Source organism: Streptomyces sp. Rer75 (genome assembly GCF_013414305.1).
Taxonomy (GTDB): Bacteria; Actinomycetota; Actinomycetes; order Streptomycetales; family Streptomycetaceae; genus Streptomyces; species Streptomyces himastatinicus.
In genome coordinates this window covers 1861706-1885576 of the sequence record NZ_CP058693.1, presented here as the reverse complement: position 1 = coordinate 1885576, position 23871 = coordinate 1861706, and the positions used below count along the sequence as shown (strand labels likewise).

Below are 23871 nucleotides of genomic sequence, written 5' to 3'. Positions count from 1 at the left end.
TGCTCGTGCGCCACTGAAGCGCTCTGCGGTTATCCGTCCGTCTTGCCGAGGACGAGCACCTGGATGGCCAGCACGGCGGCCCCCCGCGCCCAGTCGTTGAAGTCGGAGACCTTGGTCTCCAGGTCGATCGGGTCCGCCAGCGGATGGCGATGGGCGGCGATGGTCCGCCGGATGGTCTCGCCCGCCACGTCGACCAGACCGACCCCCTCCCCGGCGAGCAGGATCTTCTGGGGCATCGCGAAGTTGGCGATCTGCGCCACCAGGATGCCCAGCCCCCGCGCCGCCTCGTCGATCACCCGGCCGGTGACCGGATCGCCGGATGCGGCGAGGGCGAGAATGCCGGGATAGTCGATCTCCCGGCCCAGCGCGGCCTGCACCTGGTAGCGGATGCTCGGGATGGACAGCAGCGCGACCGCGCTGCCGCGCTCCCCGTCCGGGGTGAGGGGCCCGTTCGGATCGATGATCCAGCGCTTGCCGAGACCGTGGCCGTCCTCCGCGCCGCGGACCAGGGTGCCGCCGATGACCAGGCCGTATCCGATGCCCGCGCCGATCGTGAGCACGACGAAGCGGTCCAGCCCGCGCCCCGCGCCGAACCAGGTCTCGGCCTCGGTGAGGGCCACCACGTCGTTCTCCACCACCACCGGCAGCCCGGTGCGCCGCTCCAGGAGCTCGGCGAACGGGACGTCGTCCCAGTCCAGGAAGGCGGAGTCGACGACGGTGGAGCGGCCCCGGACGTGGCCGCCCACGCCCACGCCGATCCCGGCCAGCCGGGGGAAGTCGCGGCTGAAGTCCTGGACGAGCGCATCGAGGAGGTCCGCGATCTCCTCGGGGTCATGGGTGTCGAGCGGACGGGTCCGCTGCGCCACGACCTCGCTCTTGAGCGTGGTGACCACCCCGTACACCGCATCGCCGGTGATCTTGAATCCGGCGAAGTAGCGGGACTCGGCCACGATGTCCAGCGGCTGGGAGGGGCGCCCCTGCCCGCCGGCCCGGGCCGGACGCGACGAGTTCGGCCATGCCTCCTCGACCAGCAGCCCGGACTCGATCAGCGGCTTGGTCAGCCGGGTGAGGCTGCCCGCCGACAGATCCAGCCGCCTGGCGATCTCACCGCGGGAGAGCGGGCCGTGCATCAGCACTTCGATCGCCACCGCCCGCTCGGCGGGACTCAGCGGTGCCCAACTGGCCGCCAGTGCACTCATCGAGCCGTCATCATCCACATCCCGGAGCCTATATATATTTCCTCACGAAAACAATGGCGGGGTCCTTGGCTGTGGATAACGGCTTTTCCCCACCTCATGCAGGGGTCTTGACAGCTCTATTTTTTCGTCACGAAACTAATCGGCCATGGACCACGTCATGGACAAGGGAGTCTTATGGCCATCGCCTCGCCCCACCGCACGGGCGCCCACCGCCAGGACGCCCGCGGCGACGGGCTGCTCGCGGCGGCGTTCATCGCACCCGCTCTGTTCGGGTTCCTCGTCTTCCTCCTCTGGCCCACCCTGCGCGGCATCTATCTGAGCTTCACCCGCTTCAACCTGCTGACCCCGCCGGAGTGGGTGGGTCTGGACAACTACGTGCGCATGGTCAACGACCCCATCTTCTGGGACTCGTTGCGCGTCACCGTCGTCTACGTGGTCATGAACATCGGGGTGCAGACGGTCGTGGCCCTGCTGATCGCCGTCCTGATGCAGCGGCTGACCCAGTCGGCGTTCGTGCGCGGCATCGTGCTCACCCCGTATCTGGTCTCCAACGTGGTCACCGGCATCGTCTTCCTGTGGATGCTCGACACCCAGCTCGGCATCGGCAACCAGATCCTCGGCGCCCTCGGCTTCGGCCACATCGCCTTCTTCGGGAGCCAGGAGTGGGCGATCCCCACCATCGCCCTCGTCAACGTCTGGCGGCACGTGGGCTACACGGCCCTGCTGCTCTTCGCCGGGCTCCAGGCGATCCCCAAGGACATGTACGAGGCGGGGCGGATCGACGGGGCGGGGGAGTGGCGGATGTTCTGGCGGATCTCGATGCCGCTGCTGCGGCCGATCCTCGCGCTCGTGCTCATCATGACCGTCATCGGGTCGTTCCAGGTGTTCGACACGGTCGCGGTCACCACCGCCGGAGGCCCGGCCAACGCCACCAACGTGCTCCAGTACTACATCTACGGCGCCGCGTTCGGACGGTTCCAGTTCGGCTACGCCTCCGCGATGTCCGTCGCGCTGCTGATCGTCCTCAGCGTGATCACCATCGTTCAGTACCGGCTCACCAAGGCCGGCCAAACGGACCTCGGTTAGGGAGCCCGTCATGGCATTGGCGACACCCACGAAACTCGGTGCCCCCAGCCCGGCCACCACCCGGACCGCGCTCAGGGCGGCGCGGCGCAGGCCCTCGCCCGGCCGCGTCCTCGCCTGGGTGCTCATGGGCGGGGTCATGGTGGTGACGCTGTTCCCCTTCTACTGGATCCTGCGAACCGCGCTGTCCACCAACACCGCGCTCGCCGCCCACCCCTCCTCCCTGCTGCCCGTCGACGTCAGCCTGGGCGGCTTCGCCCGGGTCTTCGGCCTCCAGAGCACCAAGGACGCCCTCGCCCAGGGCGGCTCGGGCGGCAGCCTCCACTTCTGGCGCTATCTGCTCAACTCGGTGCTCGTCTCGACGGTGATCACCTTCTGCCAGGTCCTGTTCTCCGCCATGGCCGCCTACGCCTTCGCCCGCCTCCGATGGCGCGGCCGGGACACCGTGTACGGGCTGGTGCTCGCCGGGCTCATGGTGCCCGCCGTCTTCACCCTGCTGCCGAACTTCGTCCTCATCAAGGAGCTCGGCCTGGTCGACAACCTGCTCGGCATCGCGCTGCCCACGATGTTCATGACGCCGTTCGCCGTGTTCTTCCTCCGCCAGTTCTTCATGAACATCCCCCGGGAGATCGAGGAGGCCGCGCTGCTGGACGGGGCGGGGAAGGTGCGGGTCTTCTTCCGGCTCGTCCTGCCGATGGCGGGAGCACCGATCACGACCCTCGCCATCCTCACCTACATGACGTCATGGAACGACTACTTCTGGCCGCTCATGGTGTCGTACAGCGACAGCTCCAGGGTGCTCACCGTCGCGCTGAGCATCTTCCGCGCCCAGTCGCCGCAGAGCGGGGTGGACTGGGCCGGGCTGATGTCGGCGACCCTGGTCGCCGCGCTCCCGATGCTCCTGCTGTTCGCCGCCTTCGCCCGGCGCATCGTCAATTCCGTCGGCTTCACCGGAATCAAGTAGGAGGCAGCGATGGCAACGGCACGGACCTTCCGCACACCGCGGGCACCTCGCGCCTTCCGCACCGCGGTCGCGCTCGGCGGAGCCGCCGCGCTCACCCTCGTGGCGGGCTGCGCACCGCAGGGTTCCTCGTCGGTCTCCGCGCAGCGGACCGTCAGCTACTGGCTCTGGGACGCCAATCAGCTGCCCGCGTACCAGGCGTGCGCGAGGGACTTCGAGAAGAAGAACCCCGGGCTCACCGTCAAGATCACCCAGGTGGGGTGGGACGACTACTGGACCAAGCTCACCGCCGCGTTCATCGCGGACACCGCGCCCGATGTCTTCACCGACCACGTCTCCAAGTTCGCCCAGTTCGCCGACCTCGGCGTGCTCGCCCCGCTCGACGAGCTGCCCGCCACCAAGGGCATCAAGAACGCCGACTACCAGCCCGGGCTGGGGGCCTCGTGGATCGGGCAGGACGGCCACCGCTACGGCGCCCCGAAGGACTGGGACACCGTCGCCCTCTTCTACAACAAGAAGATGGCCAAGGCCGCCGGGGTCTCCGCCAAGGATCTCAACTCCCTGGCCTGGAACCCCCGGGACGGCGGCACCTTCGAGAAGACCATCGCCCATCTCACCGTCGACCGGAACGGCGTCCGGGGCGACGAGCCGGGGTTCGACAAGAACCACGTACGCACCTACGGCCTCGCCACCAATGACGCGGGCCATGCCGACGGCCAGACCCAGTGGAGCGCCTTCACCGGCTCGGCGGGCTGGAGCTACACCAACAAGCGGCAGTGGGGCGATCACTACAACTACGACCAGCCCGCCTTCAAGAAGGCCATCAGCTGGTACTTCGGGCTCGCGAAGAAGGGATACCTCGCACCGTTCACGGACTTCTCCGAATCCAACGGCCCCGAGGTGCAGCTCGGTTCGGGCAAGGCGGCCATCGCCATGCACGGCTCCTGGATGATCTCGACCTTCGCGGGACTCAAGGGTGTCGACGTCGGCGCCGCCCTGACCCCCGTCGGCCCGTCCGGACATCGCGCCACCATGATGAACGGCCTCGCCGACTCCATCAGCAAGCACGCGAAGAACAAGAAGGGCGCCCAGAAGTGGGTGGCCTATCTCGCCTCGAACGCGTGCCAGAAGACGGTCGGTAAGCACGGCATCGTCTTCCCCGCGACCAGGGCGGGCACGGCAGCGGCAGCGGCCGCCTATCAGAAGGACGGCATCGACACCACGGCCTTCACCAAGCCGGTCGCCGACCGCACCACCTTCCCCTTCCCCGTCACGGACTACGCCGCGGACATCGACGCCCTGATGACCCCCGCGATGCAGGACGTCTACGCCAACGGTGCGTCCGCGTCCGACGTGCTCGACCGCACCAATCAGCAGGTCAACTTCCTCTTCGACCAATGACTCTTCGACCAGTGACTCTTCGACCAACGAGTCTTTGACCAGTGAAAGGGCCCTCCATGCCGTTCACCCTTGGCATCGTCGGCGCCGGGCAGTTCGCCGGCCAGTTCGCCAAGCTCTTCCAGGCCCACCCGGGCGTCGGGGACGTCACCGTCACCGATCTGCTGCCCGAGCGCGCGGACCGGCTGGTCTCCCAGTACGGGCTGGCCGGGACGCACCCCACGTTCGAGGCCATGCTGGAATCCGACGTGGACGCCGTCGCGCTGTTCACCCAGCGCTGGACCCACGGTCCCCTCGTCGTCCGGGCCCTGCACGCCGGGAAGCACGTGTACTCGGCCGTGCCGATGGCCGTCAGCGAGGAGGAGATCGCCGCCATCATCGACGCCGTCCGGGAGACCGGGCTGACGTACATGATGGGCGAGACCAGCCAGTACAACCCGGCCACCGTCTACGCCCGGGAGAAGATCACCGAGGGCGGCTTCGGGCGGCTCTTCTACGCCGAGGGCGACTACGTCCACGACATGGACCTCGGCTTCTACGAGGCGTACCAGTACAGCGGCGGCGAGAACTGGAAGTCCACCGCGAGCTATCCGCCGCTGCTCTACCCCACCCACTCGGTCGGCGGGGTGCTGGGCGCCTGGCAGACCCATGCGGTGAGCGTGTCCGCGATAGGCGTGCGGGACGAGCGGGGAGACGGCGTCTTCGACCGGGAGGTCAGCCAGTTCGACAACGACTTCTCCAACGCCACCGCGCTCTTCGAGGCCGCCGGGGGCGGATCGTTCCGCATCAACGAGTTCCGGCGGGTGGGCTATCCCTCGCACATCCGCGAGTCGCGGTTCCGCTTCTTCGGCACCGAGGGCAGTCTCGAACAGCTCGCCACCGTGAGCTTCTGGCAGGACAAGAAGGGTGTCCAGGACGTCTCCGCACACCTTCAGCCCGCACCGACCCTGTCCCCCGACGATCCGTCGCTCGCCGAGGTGGCCCCCGCGCTGCGGGACGCCTTCACCTCGGGCAGCGCGCCCGTGCACGACCGGTCGCGGCTGCCGAAGGAGTTCGCCCAGCTGCCCAACGGGCACGAGGGCAGCCACCACTTCCTCGTCGACGACTTCGTCACCGCCGTCAACACCCGCACCCTGCCCACGGTGAACGCATGGGTCGCGGCCCGCTACACCCTGCCGGGCATCGTCGCCCACCGGTCCGCGCTCCAGGGCGGTGCCCGCCTGGACATCCCGGACTTCGGCGACGCGCCCGCGTAGCGCCCCGCGGGGTGAGCCGGACCGCCGCGGGCATCGCACATGCCTTGTCCCCCACGGGGCGGCGGTCCGGCCGTATAGCTTGATCCTCATGGACATCGGTGATGTGGTCGAGGACTTCGAACTTCCCGACGAGAGCGGCGACACCCGCACCCTGAGCGGGCTGCTCGCGAACGGCCCGGTCGTGCTGTTCTTCTACCCGGCGGCCTTCACACCCGGCTGTACGAAACAGGCCTGCCACTTCCGCGACATCGCGGCGGAGTTCAGGGAACTGGGCGCCGAACCGGTCGGCATCAGCGCCGACGCGGTCGAAAAGCAGGCGGAGTTCGCCCGCGCGTACTCCTTCGGCTATCCGCTGCTGTCGGATCCGGAGGGGACGGTGCGGGAGCGGTTCGGGGTGAAGCGCGGTATCGCGGCCGTACCGACCAAGCGGGTCACCTTTGTGATCGATACCGACCGCCGGGTGCTGGAGGTCGTCAAGAGCGAGTTCCGGATGGGGGTCCACGCGGACCGGGCGCTGGACGCGCTCCGGCGCCGGGCCGCGTAGCGACCCAGGCGCGAAAACACTTGCGGGGGCGGTGCGTTGGGCCGCCCCGCAAACCTTGGTGACACCTCTAGCAAGCGCTTGCCGCGCGGCGTAAGGTCGGCCGCCCGACCGTAGTACGCCCGCCATGCCGCATGCGCCGAGCTGAGGAGCCTCCATGAGACGCGCCGGTACCGCACTGCTGGCCGCCACCGCCTGCCTCGCCCTGCTGCCCGGCGCCCCGGCATGGGCCGGGACCTCCGGCCACCGCCCCGGCCACGCCCTCCCGGACTGCACCGGCACCGCCCCCATCACCTGCCACTTCGACGTCGCCCCGGGGACGTACGACGTGACGGCCGTCCTCGGCGGCGCCGACGCCGGAAGCACCGCCGTGACCGCCGAGTCGCGGCGCACGCTGCTGCCCGCGACACCGACCGCCGCCCGGCAACGGCTGACGAGGACCTTCACCGTCGATGTGCGCGAACCGGAAGGAGAGCCGACCGGGCCGAGCGGATCGCCCGGGCTCGACCTCTCCTTCGGCGGCGACGCGCCCCGCCTCGCCGATCTGCGGGTCACCGCGAGCCGCCGTACGCAGCTCTTCCTCGCCGGGGACTCGACCGTCTGCGACCAGATCGCCGCCCCGTACACGGGCTGGGGGCAGCAGCTTCCGCAGTTCTTCCGCGGCGGTCTCTCGGTCGCCAACTACGCCGACTCCGGCGAGGGTTCCGGCTCCTTCCTCGCCGACCCCCGGCTCTTCCCCACCATGCGGCCACTGATCCGCAAGGGCGACACCGTCCTCATCCAGTTCGCTCACAACGACAAGCAGACGACCGCCGCCGACTACCGGGCCAACCTCACCTTGCTGCTCGACGGGGTACGGGCGCGCGGCGGCAAGCCCGTCCTCGTCACGCCCATCGTGCGCCGCTGGTTCAACGACGACGGCACCCTCGACAACGGCACCGCCCTGCACATCAACGGCCTCGGCGTGAACCTGCCCGCCGAGATGCGCGCCCTCGCCGCCGAGCGGCACGTTCCCCTCATCGACCTCACCGCCCTCACCCGGCGGCTGGTGGAACGGCTCGGCCCCGAGGACTCCAAGGCGCTGTACCTCTATGACGAGGCCCGCGACAACACCCACACCTCCGCCCACGGCGCCACCGAGTTCGCCCGGCTCGTGCTCGGCGAGCTGCGCGCGCAAGCCCTGGTCCCCGGCGGGGTGATCCGGTGACGCACCCCCGGAGAAGCCACACCCAGAGAAGCCACTCCCGGAGAAGCCACTCCCGGAGAAGCCACACCCAGAGGAGCCACCCGCAGGTGACCCACCCCTTCCCGCTGCCCGCCGAGGACCGCGCCACCAGCCCGTACACCGGCTGGACCCGGGCCCACTGGGAGGCCGCCGCCGACGGGCTGCTCGCCGCCGTCACCCCGTACGCCACCCCCGGCCAGGCCCTCTACCAACTGCCGGGCCACCGGCCGAGCTGGTCCGGCGCCCGCTCCGACGGACTCGAAGGATTCGCCCGCACCTTCCTGCTCGCCGCGTTCCGCGTCGCGGGCGCGCGCGGCGCCGACCCGCACGGCCTGCTGGAGCGGTACGCGGACGGCTTCGCCACCGGCACCCGGCGGCCCGGCGGCGACGGGCCCGAGGACTGGCCCCGGATCGCCGACCGCAGCCAGCCGCTGGTCGAATCCGCCTCGATCGCGCTCGGGCTGCGGATCACCCGGCCCTGGCTGTGGGACCGGCTGGACGACGGCGTGCGCCAGCGCGTCGGCGCCTGGCTCACGGACGCGCTCACCGCCACCCCCGTGCCCACCAACTGGGAGCTGTTCCCGGTGGCCGTCGGCGGGTTCCTCGCCGAGGCGGACGTGGAACCGGAGGCCGCCCGCGCCACCGTCGCCCGGGGCCTTGCGCGCATCGAGCCCTGGTACACCGGCGACGGCTGGTACAGCGACGGAGCGAACCGCGCCTTCGACTACTACAACGGCTGGGCCCTGCACCTCTATCCGGCCCTCGACGCCTGGCTGTCCGGCGACACCGAGCGGCTCGCCCGCTACGGACAGCGGCTGGCCGCCCACCTCGCCGACTACGCCCACCTCTTCGGCGGCGACGGCGCCCCGCTCCACCAGGGCCGCTCGCTGATCTACCGCTTCGCGGCCGCCGCCCCGCTGTGGCTGGGCGCCCTCACCGGGCACAGCCCGCTCGCCCCCGGCACCACCCGCCGCCTCGCCTCCGGCGCCCTGCGCTACTTCCTCGACCGCGGCGCGGCATCGGGCGACGGGCTGTTGTCGCTGGGCTGGCACGGCCGGTACGAGGGCCTGGTCCAGCCCTACTCCGGCCCCGCGTCCCCCTATTGGGCCGCCAAGGGCTTCCTCGGGCTGCTGCTCCCGGACGGCCACGAGGTGTGGACGGCCCCCGAAGAGCCGGGTCCCGCCACCGCAGGCCACGACGTCACCCGCGCGGTGCACGGACCGAACTGGCTGCTCCAGTCCACCACCGCCGACGGCCTGGTGCGCCTCCACAACCACGGCAGCGAACACCTCCCCCCGCCCGGCGACCCCGACCAGGACGACCCGTACTACGCCCGGCTCGCCTACTCCACGGCCACCGGCCCCGTCCCGTACGGCGCCGCGCCCGACAACCACTTCGGCCTGCTGAGCGGCGACCGGGTCTCCCTGCGGACCCGGCTGGAGCCCCTGGGCGCGGGAGACGGCTGGGCCGCCTCCCGCCATCACGCCCGGGTGGTGGGGGAGGAGCGGCCGGACGAGGTCCGGATCACCGGCCTGGTGCTGGCGCACGGCGCGGCGGAGGTCCGCGTCCACCTGGTGGCGGGGGCGGCCCCGGGCCACCCCGTACGCCAGACCGGCTGGGCGGCCCCGGACGAGGACCTGCGCTCCGAACTCCTGCCGCTGCACGGCCTGCTGACCGCCGATCCGCTGCCCGCCGCCGCCACGGCCTTCTCCGGCCGTGCCGTCGCCCCCGCCCTCACCGGCGAGACCACCGGGGGCGCGGCCGGTGACCTGTTCGTCTGCCTGGCCCGGCTGACGGCCGAACCGGACCCGGCCCCGCTGGAGACGCTGGCCCGCGTGGACGTGGCGCCCGCCGACGGCGGCTACGAGGTCCGGGTCGCCTGGTGGGACGGCGCCGCCTACCGCGCCCACTTGTCGGAGCAGGCGGTACGGGTCGCCCCGGCGATCCCGGCGCCGGTCAGCCGAAGCTGACCCGCTCCAGCCAGAAGTCGAGCAGCTTCGCATCGCCGAGGACCTCGACGCGCCCGCCGTGCGCGGGGCGCCGCTTGTAGACGAGCAGCAGCAGCTCCGTCAGCGGCCCCCGCACCGCGACGGCGCACTTCTCGTGCGCCCGGCGCCAGGTGATGGCCTCTCCGGTGAGGTCGACGACCCACTCCGCCATGGCCTCCGGCGCGGTGTCGGTGGCGTGCAGATGGAGCGTGCGGCCGGGGCCGAGCAGCTCGCGCATCCAGGGGTGGACCTCGAAGTGGAACGGCAGCGAGCCCAGCTCCATCCACTCGTCCAGGGCGTCGAGCGCCACGTCCTGGTCGAGGGTGAACTCCGCGCCGAGGGCCAGGGTCGCGTCGGCCCGGTGCAGAGCCGTCTCATGGGTGAACCGGCGCGCGTAGAACGCCGCGGTCTCCTGGGGCACCGGCGGCGTCCACACCCGCGCGTCGGGCCCGGCCTCCCGCAGCGCCTCCGCCAGCTGGGCCGCGCTCTCGGCGAGCCACGGCCCGACCACGGCCGGGTCCTCGTCGGCGTACGGGGTGAGATCGCGGAAGTGCTCGTCGGGCAGTGGCTCGGGGCCCTGCGTCCGCACCGTCTCCGCCGCCCAGCGCTGGCCGCCGCCGAGGTGCCGCAGCAGCTGCCCCACGTTCCACCCGGGGCAGGACGGCACCGGTGCCGTCAGGTCCGCGCCCTCGATGCGGGACGTCAGCAGCCCGCTCTGCGTGACGATCTCGGCACACATGCGGTCAAAGCTCAGGAGAGTCATGACATCACGGTAGAGGTCACCACCGACAACGGGTCGCCGACGGGCGGCTACGGCGCGGGAGCGGGCGGCCGCGTTCCGCCGAGGCGTTCGGACAGGGCCCTGGTCGAGGCGAGGAGGGTTTCGCCGATCTCGGCGACGCGGTCCCGGGTGACGCGGGAGGCGGGCCCGGAGACGCTGATGGCGGTGGCGACCGCCCCGCTGTGGTCGAAGACCGGCGCCGCTACGCAGCGGATCTCCTCCTCGTTCTCCACGTCGTCGATCGCGTACCCGCGCTCCCGAACGGCGCCCAGCTCGGCGCGCAGCCGCTCGGCGGTGGTGATGGTGGCGGGGGTGCGGGGCGGCATGCCCCGCGCGATCACCTGGTCCACCACGGCGTGGGACGCGTAGGCGAGGAACGCCTTTCCGACGGCGGTGCAATACGCGGGCTGGCGGCTGCCGATGCGTGAATGCATGCGCACCGGCTGGGGACTTTCGACCTTGTCGATATAAACGATCTCCGGTGGATCGAAGACCACCAAGTGGACCGTTTCCCCTATGCCGTCGACGAGTTCATGCAGATGCGGGGCGGCGGTTTCCCGGAAGTCGAGCCGCTCCAAATAGACTTGGCCGAGGAATGCGTTCTGCGGACCGAGCCGATAGCGCCCGTTCTCGGCGTCCTGGTCCACCAGGCGCACCTCCCGCAGCGGTGCCAGCAGCCGCAGGATGGTGCTCTTGCTCAGGCCCAGGCCCTCGGCCAGGTCGGTGAGGGTCGCGCCGCGCGGATGGCCGCGGTCCCCGGCCAGGAACATCACGATGGACAGCGCCCGGCGCAGCGACGACGAGGTGTTGCGCCCAGGGCCGGTCCCGGCGGGGCGGTCGTCCTGGCCGCCGCGGGCGGTGTCCGGCCGAGAAGTCATGCGGGGAAGGTAGCCGACCTCCCCGTTTTTGCATAGCAGCATCGGATGCCGGAATTCGAAATCAACCATTGACGGCCTTGACCGGCTCGGTTAGCTTGTGCGCACTCATTACGGAATTCGATTCTGCATTGCAGAATCCCCAGAGCCCGACGGTCATCGCCGATCGCGGCCTCGATGATCTGTCTCGCTCTTTTCACCCCCGAAGGGAGTCCCGCCATGGGACGACGACGCCTTCATGCCCGCAGAATGGCCGCGATCTCCGTGAGCGCCCTCGCCGCCACCTCCCTGCTCGCCGCCTGCTCCTCGAGCCAGAACCCGGCCTCCCGTGCGCAGGACTCCACCCTCCAGAAGGTGACCCGCAGCGGCACGCTGCGGGTGGCCAGCTGTCTGACGTTCCCGCCCTTCGGCTCGACGGACAAGGCCAACAAGCCCCAGGGCTTCGACGTCGACGTCGCCAAGGCCATGGCCAAGGCGCTCGGCGTCAAGGCGAAGATCGTCGACACCACCTCCGCCAACCGCATCCCCAATCTGCGCACGCACAAGGTCGACGCCGTGGTCTGCAACTTCACCACCACCGCCGAGCGCGCCAAGCAGGTCGCCTTCAGCGATCCGTACATCGTCGCCGGTGAGGTGCTGATGGTGAAGAAGTCCAGCGCCATCGCGAGCCTGAAGGACCTCTCGGGCAAGAGGGTGGCGGTCACCAAGGGCTCCACCAACGGTGCCGCCGTGAAGGAGGGCAACCCGAAGGCGCGGATCCAGGAGTACGACACCTCGGCTGCCGCCGTTCTCGCGGTCAAGCAGGGCCAGGCCGACGCCATGGTGGAGGACTCCAACTTCCTCAACTACCAGGCCAAGCTCGACCCCTCCCTCAAGGTCACCAAGGACTCCGTCGTACCGCTGGAGTACAACGCGATCGGGGTGGGCCAGGGCGACCCCGACTGGCTCCAGTGGATCAACACCTGGCTGCGCGAGTTCAACACCTCCGGCCAGAGCGCGGCCCTCTACAAGAAGTGGTTCGGCGTCAAGCCCGTGTACCCGCTCAACCCGTCCTACTGAGCCCTGCCGGGCGGCGGCACCCCGGCCGCCGCCCCCGTGGAGGAACCCCATGTTCGCCGACTGGACGTACGCCCTCCAGGACTGGCCCACCTACCTCGGCGCGGCCTGGCTGACCCTGAAGCTGTCCCTCGCCGCCTTCGTCCTCGCCTGCGCCCTCGGGCTGCTCGGCGCCCTCGCCCGCCGGTCGCGCCACGCCCTCGTCCGCGCCCCGGCCGCCGTGTACGTCGAGGTCATCCGCAACACCCCGGTGCTGCTCCAGATGTTCGTCGCCTACTTCGCCCTGCCCTCGGCCGGGCTGCGGCTCAGCCCCGTCCAGGCGGGCATCGCGGCGCTCGGCGTCAACGTGGGCGCGTACCTCACCGAGATCTTCCGGGCCGGTATCCAGGCCGTCCCGCGCGGCCAGCGCGAGGCCTCCCGCGTGCTCGCCCTCAGCCCCTTCCGGACCTTCCTGCACGTCGTGCTCCCGCAGGCGCTGCGCAACGTCTACCCGGCCGTGATCAACCAGCTCGTCCAGATCATCCTGGGCTCGTCGCTGCTCTCGGCCATCTCCGTGCCCGAACTCACCGGCACCGCCATGGTGATCAACTCCCGCAATCTGCTCACCATCCAGGTGTTCGGCATCGCCGCCGTGCTCTACCTGGTGCTCACCAACGTGGTCGTGCTGGTGGCGGAGCTGATCGGCCGCGCGGCCTTCAAACCGCCGCTCCGCCCGCTCCGGCCCCACCAGTCGGTCCTGGCGGGTCTGCGGACCGCGGCCCGCCGCCTCGTCCTGATCCGCAAGGAGGCGTGATGGACTGGTCGGTCCTGTGGTCCAACCGGGACCTGTACGCCTCCGGGCTGTGGTCCACCGTCGAGCTGTCCGCCGCGGCCATCGCCGCCTGCACCCTGCTCGGCCTGGTCATCGCGGCCATCCGCACCAGCCGGATCCCCGTCCTGGCCCAGCTCGCCCGCTGCTACCTGGAGATCTTCCGGGGCACCCCGCTGCTGGTGCAGATGCTCTTCATCTACTTCGGCGCCGCCTACCTCGGCATCGGGAACATCTCCGTCTTCGGCGCCGCCCTCCTCGCGCTCACCCTCTTCCAGGGCGCCTACGTCGCGGAGATCTTCCGCTCCGGCATCGAGGCCGTCCCGCGCGGCCAGTGGGAGGCGGCGCGGGTCCTGGGCCTGTCCCGCACCCAGACCTTCGGGTCGGTGATCCTGCCCCAGACCCGGGCCATCGTGCTGCCCCCGCTGGTGGGCCAGTACCTCTCGCTCGTCAAGGACACCTCCATCGCCGTCGTCATCGGCTACGCCGAACTCCTCCGCGAGGGCCAGGCCATCGTGGACCGGGACGGACACCCGGGCATGGCGTACCTGGCCATCGCCGTCCTGTACTTCGTCATCTGTTCCCCGCTGTCGGTCGTCGTCCGGCGCATGGAGAGAAAGGCCGTGACCGCCTGATGATCACCAAGTCCCCCATGGAACGGACCCCGCCCGCCACCGCCCAGGTCGCCCTGTCCGGCGTGCACAAGCGCTTCGGCGACCTGGAGGTCCTCAAGGGCGTCGACATCGAAGTCGGCTCCGGTGAGGTCGTGGTGCTCATCGGGGCCAGCGGCTCCGGCAAGAGCACCCTGCTGCGGATCATGTGCGACCTGGAACGCGCCGACCGCGGAGAGGTCTGGGTCAACGGCGTCCCGCTGCACGACCGCAAGCGCGCACCCGAGATCTTCGGCCACGTCGGCATGGTCTTCCAGCAGTTCAACCTGTTCCCGCACCGCACCGCGCTGGGCAATGTGACCCTCGCGCTGCTCAAGGTGCGCAAGACCAGCCGTAAGGCGGCCGACGAGCGGGGCCGGGAGGCGCTGGCCCGGGTCGGGCTCGCCGACAAGGCGGACGCCTACCCGGCCCAGCTGTCCGGCGGCCAGCAGCAGCGCGTGGCCATCGCCCGCGCGCTCGCCATGGACCCCGCCGTCATGTTCTTCGACGAACCCACCTCCGCCCTCGACCCGGAGCTGGTCGGCGAGGTCACCGGCGTCATGCGGTCCCTGGCCGACGAGGGCATGACCATGGTGGTCGTCACCCACGAAATGCGGTTCGCCCGGGACACCGCCGACCACGTGGTCTTCATGGACGGCGGTGTCGTCCTCGAACAGGGCACGCCCGAGCGCGTCTTCGGCAGCCCGGCCGAGGCCCGTACCCAGCAGTTCCTGCACCGGGTGCTGGACACCTGACCCCGGCCCGGGCCGTCGGATCAGCCAAGCGGGGCGAAGGTGAACGAGAACTCCGCCGGGGCCACGAGCAGCCGGTGGGGCTCCAGCACCCCCGGCCCGCAGGACTGGCTGCCGATGCCCTGCTGGCCGTGGTCGAGGTTGATCCACACCGTGTCGGGCGACGCGACCAGATCCGGGGTGTGCTCGGCCGCGTCGAGCTGCTCCGTGGTCCAGCGGCGCGCGGTGAACCAGAACGGCGGGTGGCCCTCGATCCGCAGGCCCGTGCCGTCCGGGGCGGTCAGCCGCGCCCAGCGCACATCGGCCCGCGCCCCGTTCTCCTGCGGCCGCACGTACGGCGTCTGCAACTCGTCCACCGACAGCGCCCAGCGCCCCAGCCGGGAGGCGGCCCGGGTGTCCGGGTACGCCTCGCCGGGGCCGCCGCCGAACCACTCCGCGGCGCCCAGCGCGGCCGGCACCCCGAGCCGTACGCCCAGCCGGGGCAGCGGGCAGGTCCACTCGCCGAGCGGGGTGACGGAGACGGCCAGCCGCAGCCGGTCCCCGTCCGCCGTCCAGCGGTAGACCGCCGTCAGCCCGGCGTCGGTCGCCGCCGGGGCGACCCGGGTACGGACGGTCAGCTCCCGGTCCGCGAGGTCCACCGCGTCGACCCGGTGCTGGAGCCGGTGCAGGCCCAGCTCCCGCCAGATCAGCCCGTAGCGCTCATCGGGCTGCCAGGACGCGCCGTTGTCGTTGTCGGTGGGGGCACGCCACAGGTCGAGCCGGGGGCCGGTGAGCGTGAGCCCGCCGAGCGTGGCCAGGGTGCCGGTGGCGGCGTCGAAGGTGCCCGGGCCGAGGGTGATCCGGTCCCCGTCGCGACGCGGCGCCGCCGTGGCCGTAACGGAGGCGGGTGCGGCGGCTGCTGAGCCGGGCAGCTGGGCCCAGGCCACCACATGCCCCGCCTCGCCCCACGCCGTGGCCGCGGCGAGCCGCGCCTCGACCGTCCAGCGGGTCTCCTCGCCCGGCGCGGTGGCGGTGGGCGCGGGCAGCTTGAGGTCGGTGGACTCGCCGGGGGCCAGCGGCGGCACCGTCAGCTCGCCGGAGCCGACCGCCACGCCCTCGGCCTCGTACGCCCAGGTGAAGGCGAGATGGGACAGGTCGGTGAAGTCGTGGCCGTTGGTGATCCGGACCGTCCCGGCGGACCCGTCGCCCTCGATCCGCACCGGCTCGATGACCTTCTTGTACTCGATCAGCCCCGGGGACGGGGTGCGGTCGGGGAAGAGGAGCCCGTCGCAGACGAAGTTGCCGTCGTGCAGCTCCTCGCCGAAGTCGCCGCCGTACGCGTAGTAGGGCGTGCCGTTCGGCGTGTGCCGGGCGAAGCCGTGGTCGATCCACTCCCACACGAATCCGCCCTGGAGCCGCTCATGCGTCTCGAACAGCCGCTGGTACTCACTGAGTCCGCCCGGCCCGTTGCCCATGGCGTGCGCGTACTCGCACTGGATGAACGGCAGCTCCCGCCGCCGCGCGTCCAGCGCGGGGTCGCCCCACGGCGCCTCCGTACGGGCACCGATCTGCGCGACCTCCTCGTGCGGCGCGTACATCCGGGAGTAGATCCCGGTGTCGGCGCAGGACAGATCGCCCTCGTAGTGGATCACCCGGGACGGGTCGCGCTCCCGGATCCAGTCGGCCATCGCGGACAGCCCGCGGCCCGTGCCGCACTCGTTGCCGAGCGACCACATCACGATGGACGGGTGGTTCTTGTCGCGCTCGACCATCCGGGCGGCCCGGTCGACCAGCGCGGGGGTCCAGCGGTCGTCGCCGACCGGGTTGTTCCGCCAGTCGAGGTCGACGAAGCCATGGGTCTCCAGGTCGCATTCGTCGATGACCCACAGCCCCAGCTCGTCGCACAGGTCGAGGAAGGCGGGGTGCGGCGGATAGTGGCTGGTGCGCACGGCGTTGATGTTGTGCCGCTTCATCAGCTCCAGATCGCGGCGCATCGTCGCCAGGTCCAGCGCGCGGCCCGTCTCCGGGTGGAACTCATGCCGGTTGACGCCCCGGAACAGCACCCTCCGGCCGTTGACCTTGAACACCCCGTCCTCGACCAGGACCGTGCGGAAGCCGATCCGCAACGCGATCGTCTCGCCCCCGGTGGTCAGCGTGCCCTCGTACAGCCGCGGCGTCTCCGCCGTCCACGGCTCGACGGCGACGGTGGCGCTCTCCCCGGTCGCCAGGTCCAGCCCCAGCTCGGGCACGGTGACCCGGCCGCCGCCCGGCTCGGCGTCGACCCGCAGCGTGCCCGCGCCGCCGACGTGGTCGTACGAGGCGTGCACGAAGAAGTCCGCCACGGCGTCCGCGGGGCGGTGCAGCAGCGTCACCTCGCGGAAGATCCCCGGCAGCCACCACTGGTCCTGGTCCTCCAGATAGCTGCCGGAGGACCACTGGTGCACGCGCACCGCCAGCACGTTCCCCGACGGCTTCAGCAGCCCCGAGACCGCGAACTCGTGCGGCAGCCGACTGCCCTTGAAGGTGCCCAGCTCCTCCCCGTTGAGCCAGACCCGGGCGCAGGACTCGACGCCCTCGAAGCGCAGCACCGCGTCCCCGGCCGCCGGCCAGTCGCCGGGCAGGTCGAAGACGCGCAGATGGTCACCGGTCGGGTTCTCGGTGGGCACGCGCGGCGGGTCCACCGGGAACGGATAGTTCACGTTGGTGTAGATCGGCGCGCCGTGGCCGTGCAGCACCCAGTGCGCGGGCACCGGGATCTCGCCCCAGCCGGAGGCGTCGTAGCCGGGGCGGGCGAAGGAGTCGTCCTCGGCGGCCGCGGTCGGCGACAGCCGGAACGCCCAGGTGCCGCCGAGGCTCAGCCGGGCGGCGTCGGAACCGGGGGCCCAGGCGCGCGGCGGCAGGCATCCGGTGCCGGGGGAGACGTCCTCGTAGTAGGGAAGCGGCGGTGTGTGCTGCGTGGAGTTCATCGTTCTCCTCGGTCAGCCCTTGATACCGGTCTGTGCCACACCCTGCACGAGCCAGCGCTGGAGGAACACGAAGACGAGCACAAGTGGCAGGATCGATACGGCCGTTGCCATGAAGATCAGGTGGATGTTGATCGTCTGGGCGGTCATGTACGAGGACAGCGCGACCTGCACGGTCCACGAGTTCTGATCCTGGCCGATCACCAGGGGCCACAGGAAGGCGTTCCAGCCGCTGATGAACGTGATGACCGAGATCGCCGCGAAGAAGTTGAGCGAATTGGGCACGACGATGCGCCAGTACGCGCCCCAGTAGCCCAGCCCGTCCACCCGGGCCGCCTCCTCCAGCTCCTTGGGGAAGCCCAGGAAGTACTGGCGGAAGAGGAACGCGGTGAAGCCGCTGAACAGGCCGGGGATGATCAGACCGCGCAGCGAGGAGACCCAGCCGAGCGACGAGACCAGGACATAGCTCGGTACGAAGGTCACGGCCGCCGGGACCATGAGGGTGAACAGGACGGTGTACAGCACCTTGTTGGCGTGCTTGTACGGGATGCGGGCCAGTCCGTATCCGGCCAGCGAGCACACCAGCAGGGTCCCGAGGGTGTGCAGCACGGCCACCACGGTGGAGTTCCACAGCGCTCGGGCGAAGGGGACGGAGGGGTCGTCGAACAGCTCCTTGACGTTCCCCCACTGGAGATCGGTGGGGAAGAACGCCCAGTCCTCGCCGGTGATGTCCGCGTCGGAGGACAGGGCGTTGCGGACGATCAGATAGAAGGGGACGAGGAACAGCACCGTCGCGACGCCGAGCGCGACGTACAGTCCGGTGCTGCTCATGACGGAGCGCGCGGTGCGCTGCTTGACCGGTGCCGTCATGGTCACTTGTCGTCACCCCTTCCGAAGCCGAGGAACTTGCCCTGGGCCAGGGTGACCATGGCGATCAGCAGGGCGAGGATGAGGGCGCCCGCGCTGGCGTGCCCGTAGTCCTGGTTGGCGCCGAGCGCCTGGAGGTACAGCTCGACCAGCGGCGGGCGGCCCCAGGTGGCGCGGCCCTCGTCCAGGATGTTGTAGAACTCGTCGAACGCCTGGTACGCCGCGATGAGCAGCAGCAGGACGACCGCGACCGAGGTGGCGCGCAGCTGCGGCAGGGTGATGTGGCGGAACGTCTGCCAGCCGGACTTGGCGCCGTCGACGGCCGCGGCCTCGTACAGCTCGCGCGGGATGTTCTGGAGCGCGGCCAGGAACAGGATCATGTAGAACCCGCACTGGAGCCACAGCCGCGCGGTGCAGAGCACCAGCCAGTACCAGGGCGGATGGGGCGAGGCGAGCCAGGCGACGGAGTCGATGCCGAACCAGCTCAGGACGGTGTTGACCAGGCCGTAGTGCAGCCCGTTGAACATCGACATCTTCCAGACCAGCGAGGCCACGACGAAGCTGCACGCGGTCGGCAGGAAGAACACCGAGCGGAAGAACGCCTTCATGAAGCGGATGCGGTGCACCAGCAGCGCGAGGGCGAGGGAGAACGCGTAGGTGATCGGGACGATGATCGCGGCGAAGACGGTGAAGTTGATCAGGCTGTCCACGAAGTCGCCGTCGCCGAGCATGTCGGCGTAGTTGCCGAGGCCGACGAACTCGGTGGGCGCGACGGTGCCCTTCGCGTTGTGCAGGCTGAGCCAGAGGCTCCAGCCGATCGGTACGTAGACGAAGACGATCAGCCCGATGAGGAACGGGCCGGTGAACAGCCAGAAGTTGAGGGTGCGGCCGCGGCTGCCGCCGAGTCCGCGCAGCCGCCGCCCGGTGGGGGCCGCCTTGCGGGTCGCCTGGCCGGGGGTGGCGCTCTGGGTGGGTGTGGTGGTCGCCATATCGGTTCCGGACGCCCGCCTAACCGAGCTTCTTCAGGTCGCGCTCGACCTTCTTATCGGCCTTGTCGAGTTCGGCCGCGGGATTCTTGCTGTCGCGCACCGAGCTGACCACCGCGTCGAGCACGATGTTGAACATGCCCTCCGTCCAGTACGGGTCGTCGAAGATTCCGTGGCTGTTGAACAGCTCGACCGCCTCGGCCGCGACCCCGCTCTTGAGCTTGTCCGCCCCGGCGGCGATGCTCTTGCGCGCGGGAATGTGGAACCCGTAGTCCAGTGCCCATTCCTGCTGGTACTTCTTCTGGTCGATCCACAGCCACTTGACGAATTCCTTCGCCCCGTCGACGTCCTTGGCCTTGGCGGAGACGTAGGTGGACCAGCCGCCGTTGTAGACCACCGGGCGGCCGTTCTTCCCGGACTTGGGGAAGGGGAAGATCCCGAAGTCGTCTCCGAACGCCTTCTGGATCGCCGGTATCGCCCATATCCCGCACCACTGGATCGCGCACAGCCCCTGGACGAAGCTGGTCGGGTCCCAGGTCTCGGTCGGGGCGCCCAGCAGCAGCGACTTGCTCGTGTACAGCTCCCGCGCCTTGGTGAGGGTCTCCTCCAGTTCCTCCGTGTGGTAGGCGATCTTGTGGTCCTCGGTGAGGTAATGGGTGCCGTTGGACCAGACGAGCGGCTTGCTGATGGTCTTCAGGTTCTGGCCGATGTACAGCCCCTTGACCTTGCCCTTGGTCAGTTTGTGCGCGATGTCGATGAGTTCGTCGAACGTGGTCGGGGGCTTGACCCCGGCCTCCTCGAAGAGGGACTTGCGGTAGAAGAAGAACTGCGGGTCATCGATCATGCGGATTCCGTAGATCTTGCCGTCCACGGAATTCGCCGTGATGTCCTCCGGCAGGAAGTCGTCCTTGACGTCGGCGATGATGTCGTCGAGCGGGACGATCTGCTTCGAGCGCACCAATTGCAGATCGGGGTGGTATTCGAAGACATCCGGGCGGCCCGAACCCAGCAGCGAGGTCGCCAACTTGGACTCGTACTCGCCCGGCACCCATTCGATGGTGACCTTCGCCTTGTCGTACGCGTCGGCGAACTTCTTGGCGGCCTGCTGCGTGCCCGGCTCCCCGTAGGCGTGGTACATCTGCTTGATCGACTTGCCACCGCCGCCGGAGCGGCCGGTGTTCGAACCGCAGGCGGCGAGCCCGCCCAGAGCGGCCACCCCGCCGACGGCGCGCAGCACGCTGCGGCGGTCCCAGTCCCTGGCATCCCTGGCTCTGTTCATTGCCGACATGTGACGTCCTTGTCTCGGATCACGATCACGATCACGGTTCACGGCCAAGTGCGTTGGTGCAGCGGGACGTTAGCCATAGACGAAGACTTCGGCAAGGGGTTGGACGAAGTGGGTGGCGCGACTTTTGGGACGGTTCGAGGGTTCGAACGACCAGGGGAATGGGAACGCTCCCACGTCCCCGTTACGAGGATGTGCCGCGAGTCCTCGCGGCCGTCGGGCGCCGGTGCTTCAGCCCGACGGACGCCAGCGAACCCTCCAGCACGAAGGTCGCCGCCCCGAGGCTCACCGGGTTCGACGGGATCGGGCACAGCACGATCTCGGTGCTCGCCAGCGGACGCCGCAGCGCGCGCCCGGCCACCGCCTCGCGCACCTCGGCCAGCAGCCCTTCGCCCAGCGCGGCCGCGACCCAGCTGCTGAGCACGATCACTTCCGGGTTGAGCAGATTGATCAGGTCGGCGAGGCCCGCCCCGAGATAGCGGGCGGTGTCACGGACCACCTGGGCGGCCACCGGGTCCCCGTCCGCCAGCCCCCGCCCCAGGGCCTCGATGGTCGCCGTCTGGTCGTCGGCGCGCAACAGCGGGCTGTCCGGGCTCAGTTCGCGCAGATTCCGCATGATGCCCGGCGCGCCGACGTACGTCTCCACACAGCCGCGGTTGCCGCAGTGGCACTGCCGCCCGTCCAGGATCAGGGTGGTGTGCCCCCACTCGCCGGCGCTGTTGCTGACCCCGCGGTGCAGCGCCCCGCCGAGCGCGAGCCCGGCCCCCACGCCCGTACCGAGGTTCACCACCACCGCGTCGCCCCGCCCGCGCGCCGCGCCGAACCACTGCTCGGCCACCGTGCACGCGCGCAGCGGATTGTCGAGGTACAGGGGGTACGGGATGTGGTCGGCCAGCATCCGCAGCAGCGGTACGTCGTGCCAGTCCCAGTTGGGCGCGAACACCGACACCCCGCCCTCCCGGTCCACCTGCCCGGGCATGCTGATGCCCACGCCCAGCACCCGGTCGGGCGCGATCTCCGCCTGCCCGACCACGGACGCCACGGCGGCGGCGATGTGCGCCACCACCTTGGTCGGGTCGTTCTCCTCCGGGCGCTCCGGGCGCAACTCCTGGTCGGCGCGGGCGAGGACGGTCAGGGCGAGGTCGAACAGCTCGACGTGGACGTACGTCTCCGCGACGTCCACCCCGATCAGCGCGCCCCCGGAGGAGTTGACGGCGACCAGCCCGCGCGGGCGGCCGCCGTCGGAGTCCTCGTAACCCACCTCGACCAGCATGCCCAGCTCCAGCAGCTCGCCGACGAGATTGGCGACCGTGGCCAGGCTCAGCCCGGTCGCCGCGGCCACCTCCTGCCGGGACACCGGGGATTCGGCGACGATGTGGCGCAGTACCCCGTAGCGGTTGGCGGTGCGGATGTCGCGGGATGTGCGCTTCACGCCGGAATCCCCTCCGTGGCTCTCTCGGCTGATGCCGCGCCAGGCTAGAGCGTGCGCCAGACCATAGACAACCCCTTCGCACAACCCTTGTACGAAGCGTCAGGGTTGAGGGGTGAGCCCGGCGGATCGCAGGGAGCGGAGGAGGGTTCGGGCCCTTGGCCCCTCAGCGGGCGTCGAGCACCTGCCGTACGACGGGCCCGGCGGCCTCGCCCCCGTGTCCGCCCGCCGTGACGACGGCGGCCGCGGCCATGTCGTCCCGGTACGCCGTGAACCAGGCGTTGGTCTTCACCTGACCGTCGATCTCGGCCGAGCCGGTCTTGGCGCCGATGTCGCCGCCGAGGCCCGCCATGGCCGCTCGGGCGGTGCCGCTCGTCGCCGTCAGCCGCATCATGCCCTTCAGCTGCTGCACGGCCGCCGGGCTCAGGGCGCGCTCGCTGTTGGCGAGCCTGCGGCCGTCCACCGACGGCGGCACCAGCACCGGCTGCTTGAAGGCGCCCGTCCGCACGGTGGCCGCCACCGACGCCATGGTGAGCGGATTCATCTGCACCCTGCCCTGCCCGATGACCGCCGCGGCCTTGCCGTCCCCGCCCTCCGCCGGCACCGAGCCGTCGAACGTCGTGACCCCCACCTGCCAGTCCAGCCCGATCCCGAACACCGACCGCGCCTCCTCGGCCACCCCGGCGTCGGGTATGGAGCCCGCGAGCGAGACGAACGCGGTGTTGCAGGAGGCCGCGAAGTCCTGCGCGAAGGTGGCGCTCGGATTCTCGCTGTCCTCGACGTTGTGGAAGGTCATGCCCTGCGCGTACGCCGCCGTCTTCGGGCACGGCACCCGCTGGGCGGGCGTCACCTTGCCCGACTCCAGCAGCGCGGCGGCGGTGATTATCTTGAACGTCGACCCGGGCGCGGTCTGGCCCTGTAACGCGGCGTTGAACTCGGCCTTGTCCGAGTTGGCCACCGCGAGGATCTCCCCGGTGCTGGGCTTGAGCGCCACCACGGACGCCCCGGCCCGCTCGCCGACGGCCGACTCCGCACGCCGCTGCACCTTCTGATCCAGTGTCGTGCGCAGGCTCCCGGGCCTGCCCTTGGCCACCACGTGCAGCGTCGGCCCGGCCGTCCCGTCGGCCTTGACCGCCGCCACCTCGACCCGGGCCGCGCCACCGGCCTTGGAGCCGTATCTCGCCCGCAGCGTGTTCAGCACCGGGTCGAGGGACGGATAGCGGCCCTGCTTCACCACCTTGCCGGTCCGGTCCAGCACCCGGACCGGCTGATCGTCCGCCATGCCCGTCTGTAACGTTTCACCGGTCGTCAGCTTCGGGTGGATGACCGCCGGTTTCCAGTCCACCAGCGGCTTCCCCGTGGTCCGGCCCCGCACGACGGTCAGCGTCGAGTCGTACGTCCAGGTCGAACGGTTCTTCCCGAAGACGATCTCCGCCTTGACCCGGAACGGCACCGTGGCGCTGTCGGCCTCGCTCGCCGTGAGCGTCACCTTCTCCACCCGGCCGTCCTCGCGGTAGCGGCTCAACGCGGCACCCGCGCTCTGGGCGTCATTGGTGAACGCGGCGGCCCGCAGGTCGTTCTGGTCCGCCCACGCGGTCAGGAACTCCCGCGCCGTGTACTTGACTTCGGCCGGCGTCACCGCGCCGTCCGGAACCGACGGCCCGCTGCCGCCGGTCACCCCCGTGTAGAGGTTGTACCCCCCGATCCCCGCAACGCCGATGAACCCCGCTAACGCCGTACCGAGTACGACTCTCCCCGTTGTACGCATGGCGTCGCCCGCCCCCCAGGT

20 protein-coding genes are annotated in these 23871 nt (G+C 70.6%); 11 read left to right on the top strand and 9 right to left on the bottom strand.

Features of this window, described 5'->3' with window-relative positions; all coding sequences use genetic code 11:
- Positions 1–29: 29 nt before the first annotated feature.
- Positions 30–1199 carry an ROK family transcriptional regulator gene (locus HYQ63_RS07420; RefSeq protein ID WP_179933115.1) on the bottom strand — a complete coding sequence of 390 codons (1170 nt, stop codon included), beginning with the start codon at positions 1197–1199 and terminating at the stop codon, positions 30–32.
- A gap of 174 nt (positions 1200–1373) precedes the next feature.
- Here HYQ63_RS07420 and HYQ63_RS07415 point away from each other — a divergent pair, with 174 nt between their 5' ends.
- From HYQ63_RS07415 to HYQ63_RS07385, 7 genes are all read left to right on the top strand, one after another.
- Entirely contained in the window at positions 1374–2285 is a 912-nt protein-coding gene (locus tag HYQ63_RS07415) for a carbohydrate ABC transporter permease (protein WP_179933114.1), read from the top strand.
- Between the two features lie 10 nt (positions 2286–2295).
- A complete protein-coding gene (locus HYQ63_RS07410; protein WP_179933113.1) occupies positions 2296–3246 on the top strand; it encodes a carbohydrate ABC transporter permease in 951 nt (316 codons plus the stop codon).
- A gap of 9 nt (positions 3247–3255) precedes the next feature.
- The gene (locus tag HYQ63_RS07405) at positions 3256–4644 is read left to right on the top strand and encodes a sugar ABC transporter substrate-binding protein (protein ID WP_179933112.1); all 1389 of its coding nucleotides are present in this window, start codon (positions 3256–3258) and stop codon (positions 4642–4644) included.
- A 56-nt stretch (positions 4645–4700) separates the two neighbouring features.
- Complete coding sequence (locus tag HYQ63_RS07400; RefSeq protein WP_179933111.1) at positions 4701–5897, top strand: Gfo/Idh/MocA family protein; 1197 nt, start codon at positions 4701–4703, stop codon at positions 5895–5897.
- 88 nt (positions 5898–5985) lie between these two features.
- The gene (locus tag HYQ63_RS07395; protein WP_123100910.1) at positions 5986–6441 is read left to right on the top strand and encodes a peroxiredoxin; all 456 of its coding nucleotides are present in this window, start codon (positions 5986–5988) and stop codon (positions 6439–6441) included.
- 154 nt (positions 6442–6595) lie between these two features.
- Complete coding sequence (locus HYQ63_RS07390) at positions 6596–7645, top strand: rhamnogalacturonan acetylesterase (RefSeq protein ID WP_179933110.1); 1050 nt, start codon at positions 6596–6598, stop codon at positions 7643–7645.
- A gap of 86 nt (positions 7646–7731) precedes the next feature.
- Entirely contained in the window at positions 7732–9633 is a 1902-nt protein-coding gene (locus HYQ63_RS07385) for a DUF2264 domain-containing protein (RefSeq protein ID WP_179933109.1), read from the top strand.
- On the opposite strand, the gene HYQ63_RS07380 is transcribed toward HYQ63_RS07385, so the two are convergent.
- A complete protein-coding gene (locus HYQ63_RS07380) occupies positions 9620–10414 on the bottom strand; it encodes a maleylpyruvate isomerase family mycothiol-dependent enzyme (protein WP_179933108.1) in 795 nt (264 codons plus the stop codon). The genes HYQ63_RS07385 and HYQ63_RS07380 overlap by 14 nt on opposite strands.
- Positions 10415–10461: 47 nt before the next feature.
- Positions 10462–11310, bottom strand: coding sequence for an IclR family transcriptional regulator (locus tag HYQ63_RS07375; RefSeq protein WP_257231697.1), 849 nt, complete (start codon positions 11308–11310; stop codon positions 10462–10464).
- Between the two features lie 216 nt (positions 11311–11526).
- Here HYQ63_RS07375 and HYQ63_RS07370 point away from each other — a divergent pair, with 216 nt between their 5' ends.
- Genes HYQ63_RS07370 through HYQ63_RS07355 form a run of 4 tightly spaced genes read left to right on the top strand, consistent with a single transcriptional unit; the run spans position 11527 to position 14576 of the window.
- Positions 11527–12366 (top strand): transporter substrate-binding domain-containing protein, encoded by an 840-nt coding sequence (locus HYQ63_RS07370; RefSeq protein ID WP_257231696.1) that lies wholly within the window; start codon positions 11527–11529, stop codon positions 12364–12366.
- A 49-nt stretch (positions 12367–12415) separates the two neighbouring features.
- Entirely contained in the window at positions 12416–13156 is a 741-nt protein-coding gene (locus HYQ63_RS07365) for an amino acid ABC transporter permease (protein ID WP_179933106.1), read from the top strand.
- The gene (locus HYQ63_RS07360) at positions 13156–13806 is read left to right on the top strand and encodes an amino acid ABC transporter permease (protein ID WP_179933105.1); all 651 of its coding nucleotides are present in this window, start codon (positions 13156–13158) and stop codon (positions 13804–13806) included. Before HYQ63_RS07365 ends, HYQ63_RS07360 begins: the two co-directional genes overlap by 1 nt.
- A gap of 17 nt (positions 13807–13823) precedes the next feature.
- Positions 13824–14576 carry an amino acid ABC transporter ATP-binding protein gene (locus HYQ63_RS07355; protein ID WP_179933104.1) on the top strand — a complete coding sequence of 251 codons (753 nt, stop codon included), beginning with the start codon at positions 13824–13826 and terminating at the stop codon, positions 14574–14576.
- 20 nt (positions 14577–14596) lie between these two features.
- Here the strand turns inward: HYQ63_RS07355 and HYQ63_RS07350 are convergent, their stop codons facing one another.
- From HYQ63_RS07350 to HYQ63_RS07325, 6 genes are all read right to left on the bottom strand, one after another.
- On the bottom strand, positions 14597–17518 hold the full coding sequence (locus tag HYQ63_RS07350; RefSeq protein WP_179933103.1) for a glycoside hydrolase family 2 TIM barrel-domain containing protein: 2922 nt from the start codon (positions 17516–17518) through the stop codon (positions 14597–14599).
- Between the two features lie 12 nt (positions 17519–17530).
- Positions 17531–18385 (bottom strand): carbohydrate ABC transporter permease, encoded by an 855-nt coding sequence (locus tag HYQ63_RS07345; protein ID WP_179939843.1) that lies wholly within the window; start codon positions 18383–18385, stop codon positions 17531–17533.
- Between the two features lie 2 nt (positions 18386–18387).
- On the bottom strand, positions 18388–19371 hold the full coding sequence (locus HYQ63_RS07340; RefSeq protein ID WP_179933102.1) for a carbohydrate ABC transporter permease: 984 nt from the start codon (positions 19369–19371) through the stop codon (positions 18388–18390).
- 19 nt (positions 19372–19390) lie between these two features.
- Positions 19391–20647 carry an ABC transporter substrate-binding protein gene (locus HYQ63_RS07335; protein ID WP_179933101.1) on the bottom strand — a complete coding sequence of 419 codons (1257 nt, stop codon included), beginning with the start codon at positions 20645–20647 and terminating at the stop codon, positions 19391–19393.
- A gap of 190 nt (positions 20648–20837) precedes the next feature.
- Entirely contained in the window at positions 20838–22085 is a 1248-nt protein-coding gene (locus HYQ63_RS07330) for an ROK family transcriptional regulator (protein ID WP_179933100.1), read from the bottom strand.
- A 163-nt stretch (positions 22086–22248) separates the two neighbouring features.
- Entirely contained in the window at positions 22249–23850 is a 1602-nt protein-coding gene (locus HYQ63_RS07325; protein ID WP_179933099.1) for a penicillin-binding transpeptidase domain-containing protein, read from the bottom strand.
- Positions 23851–23871: the final 21 nt, after the last annotated feature.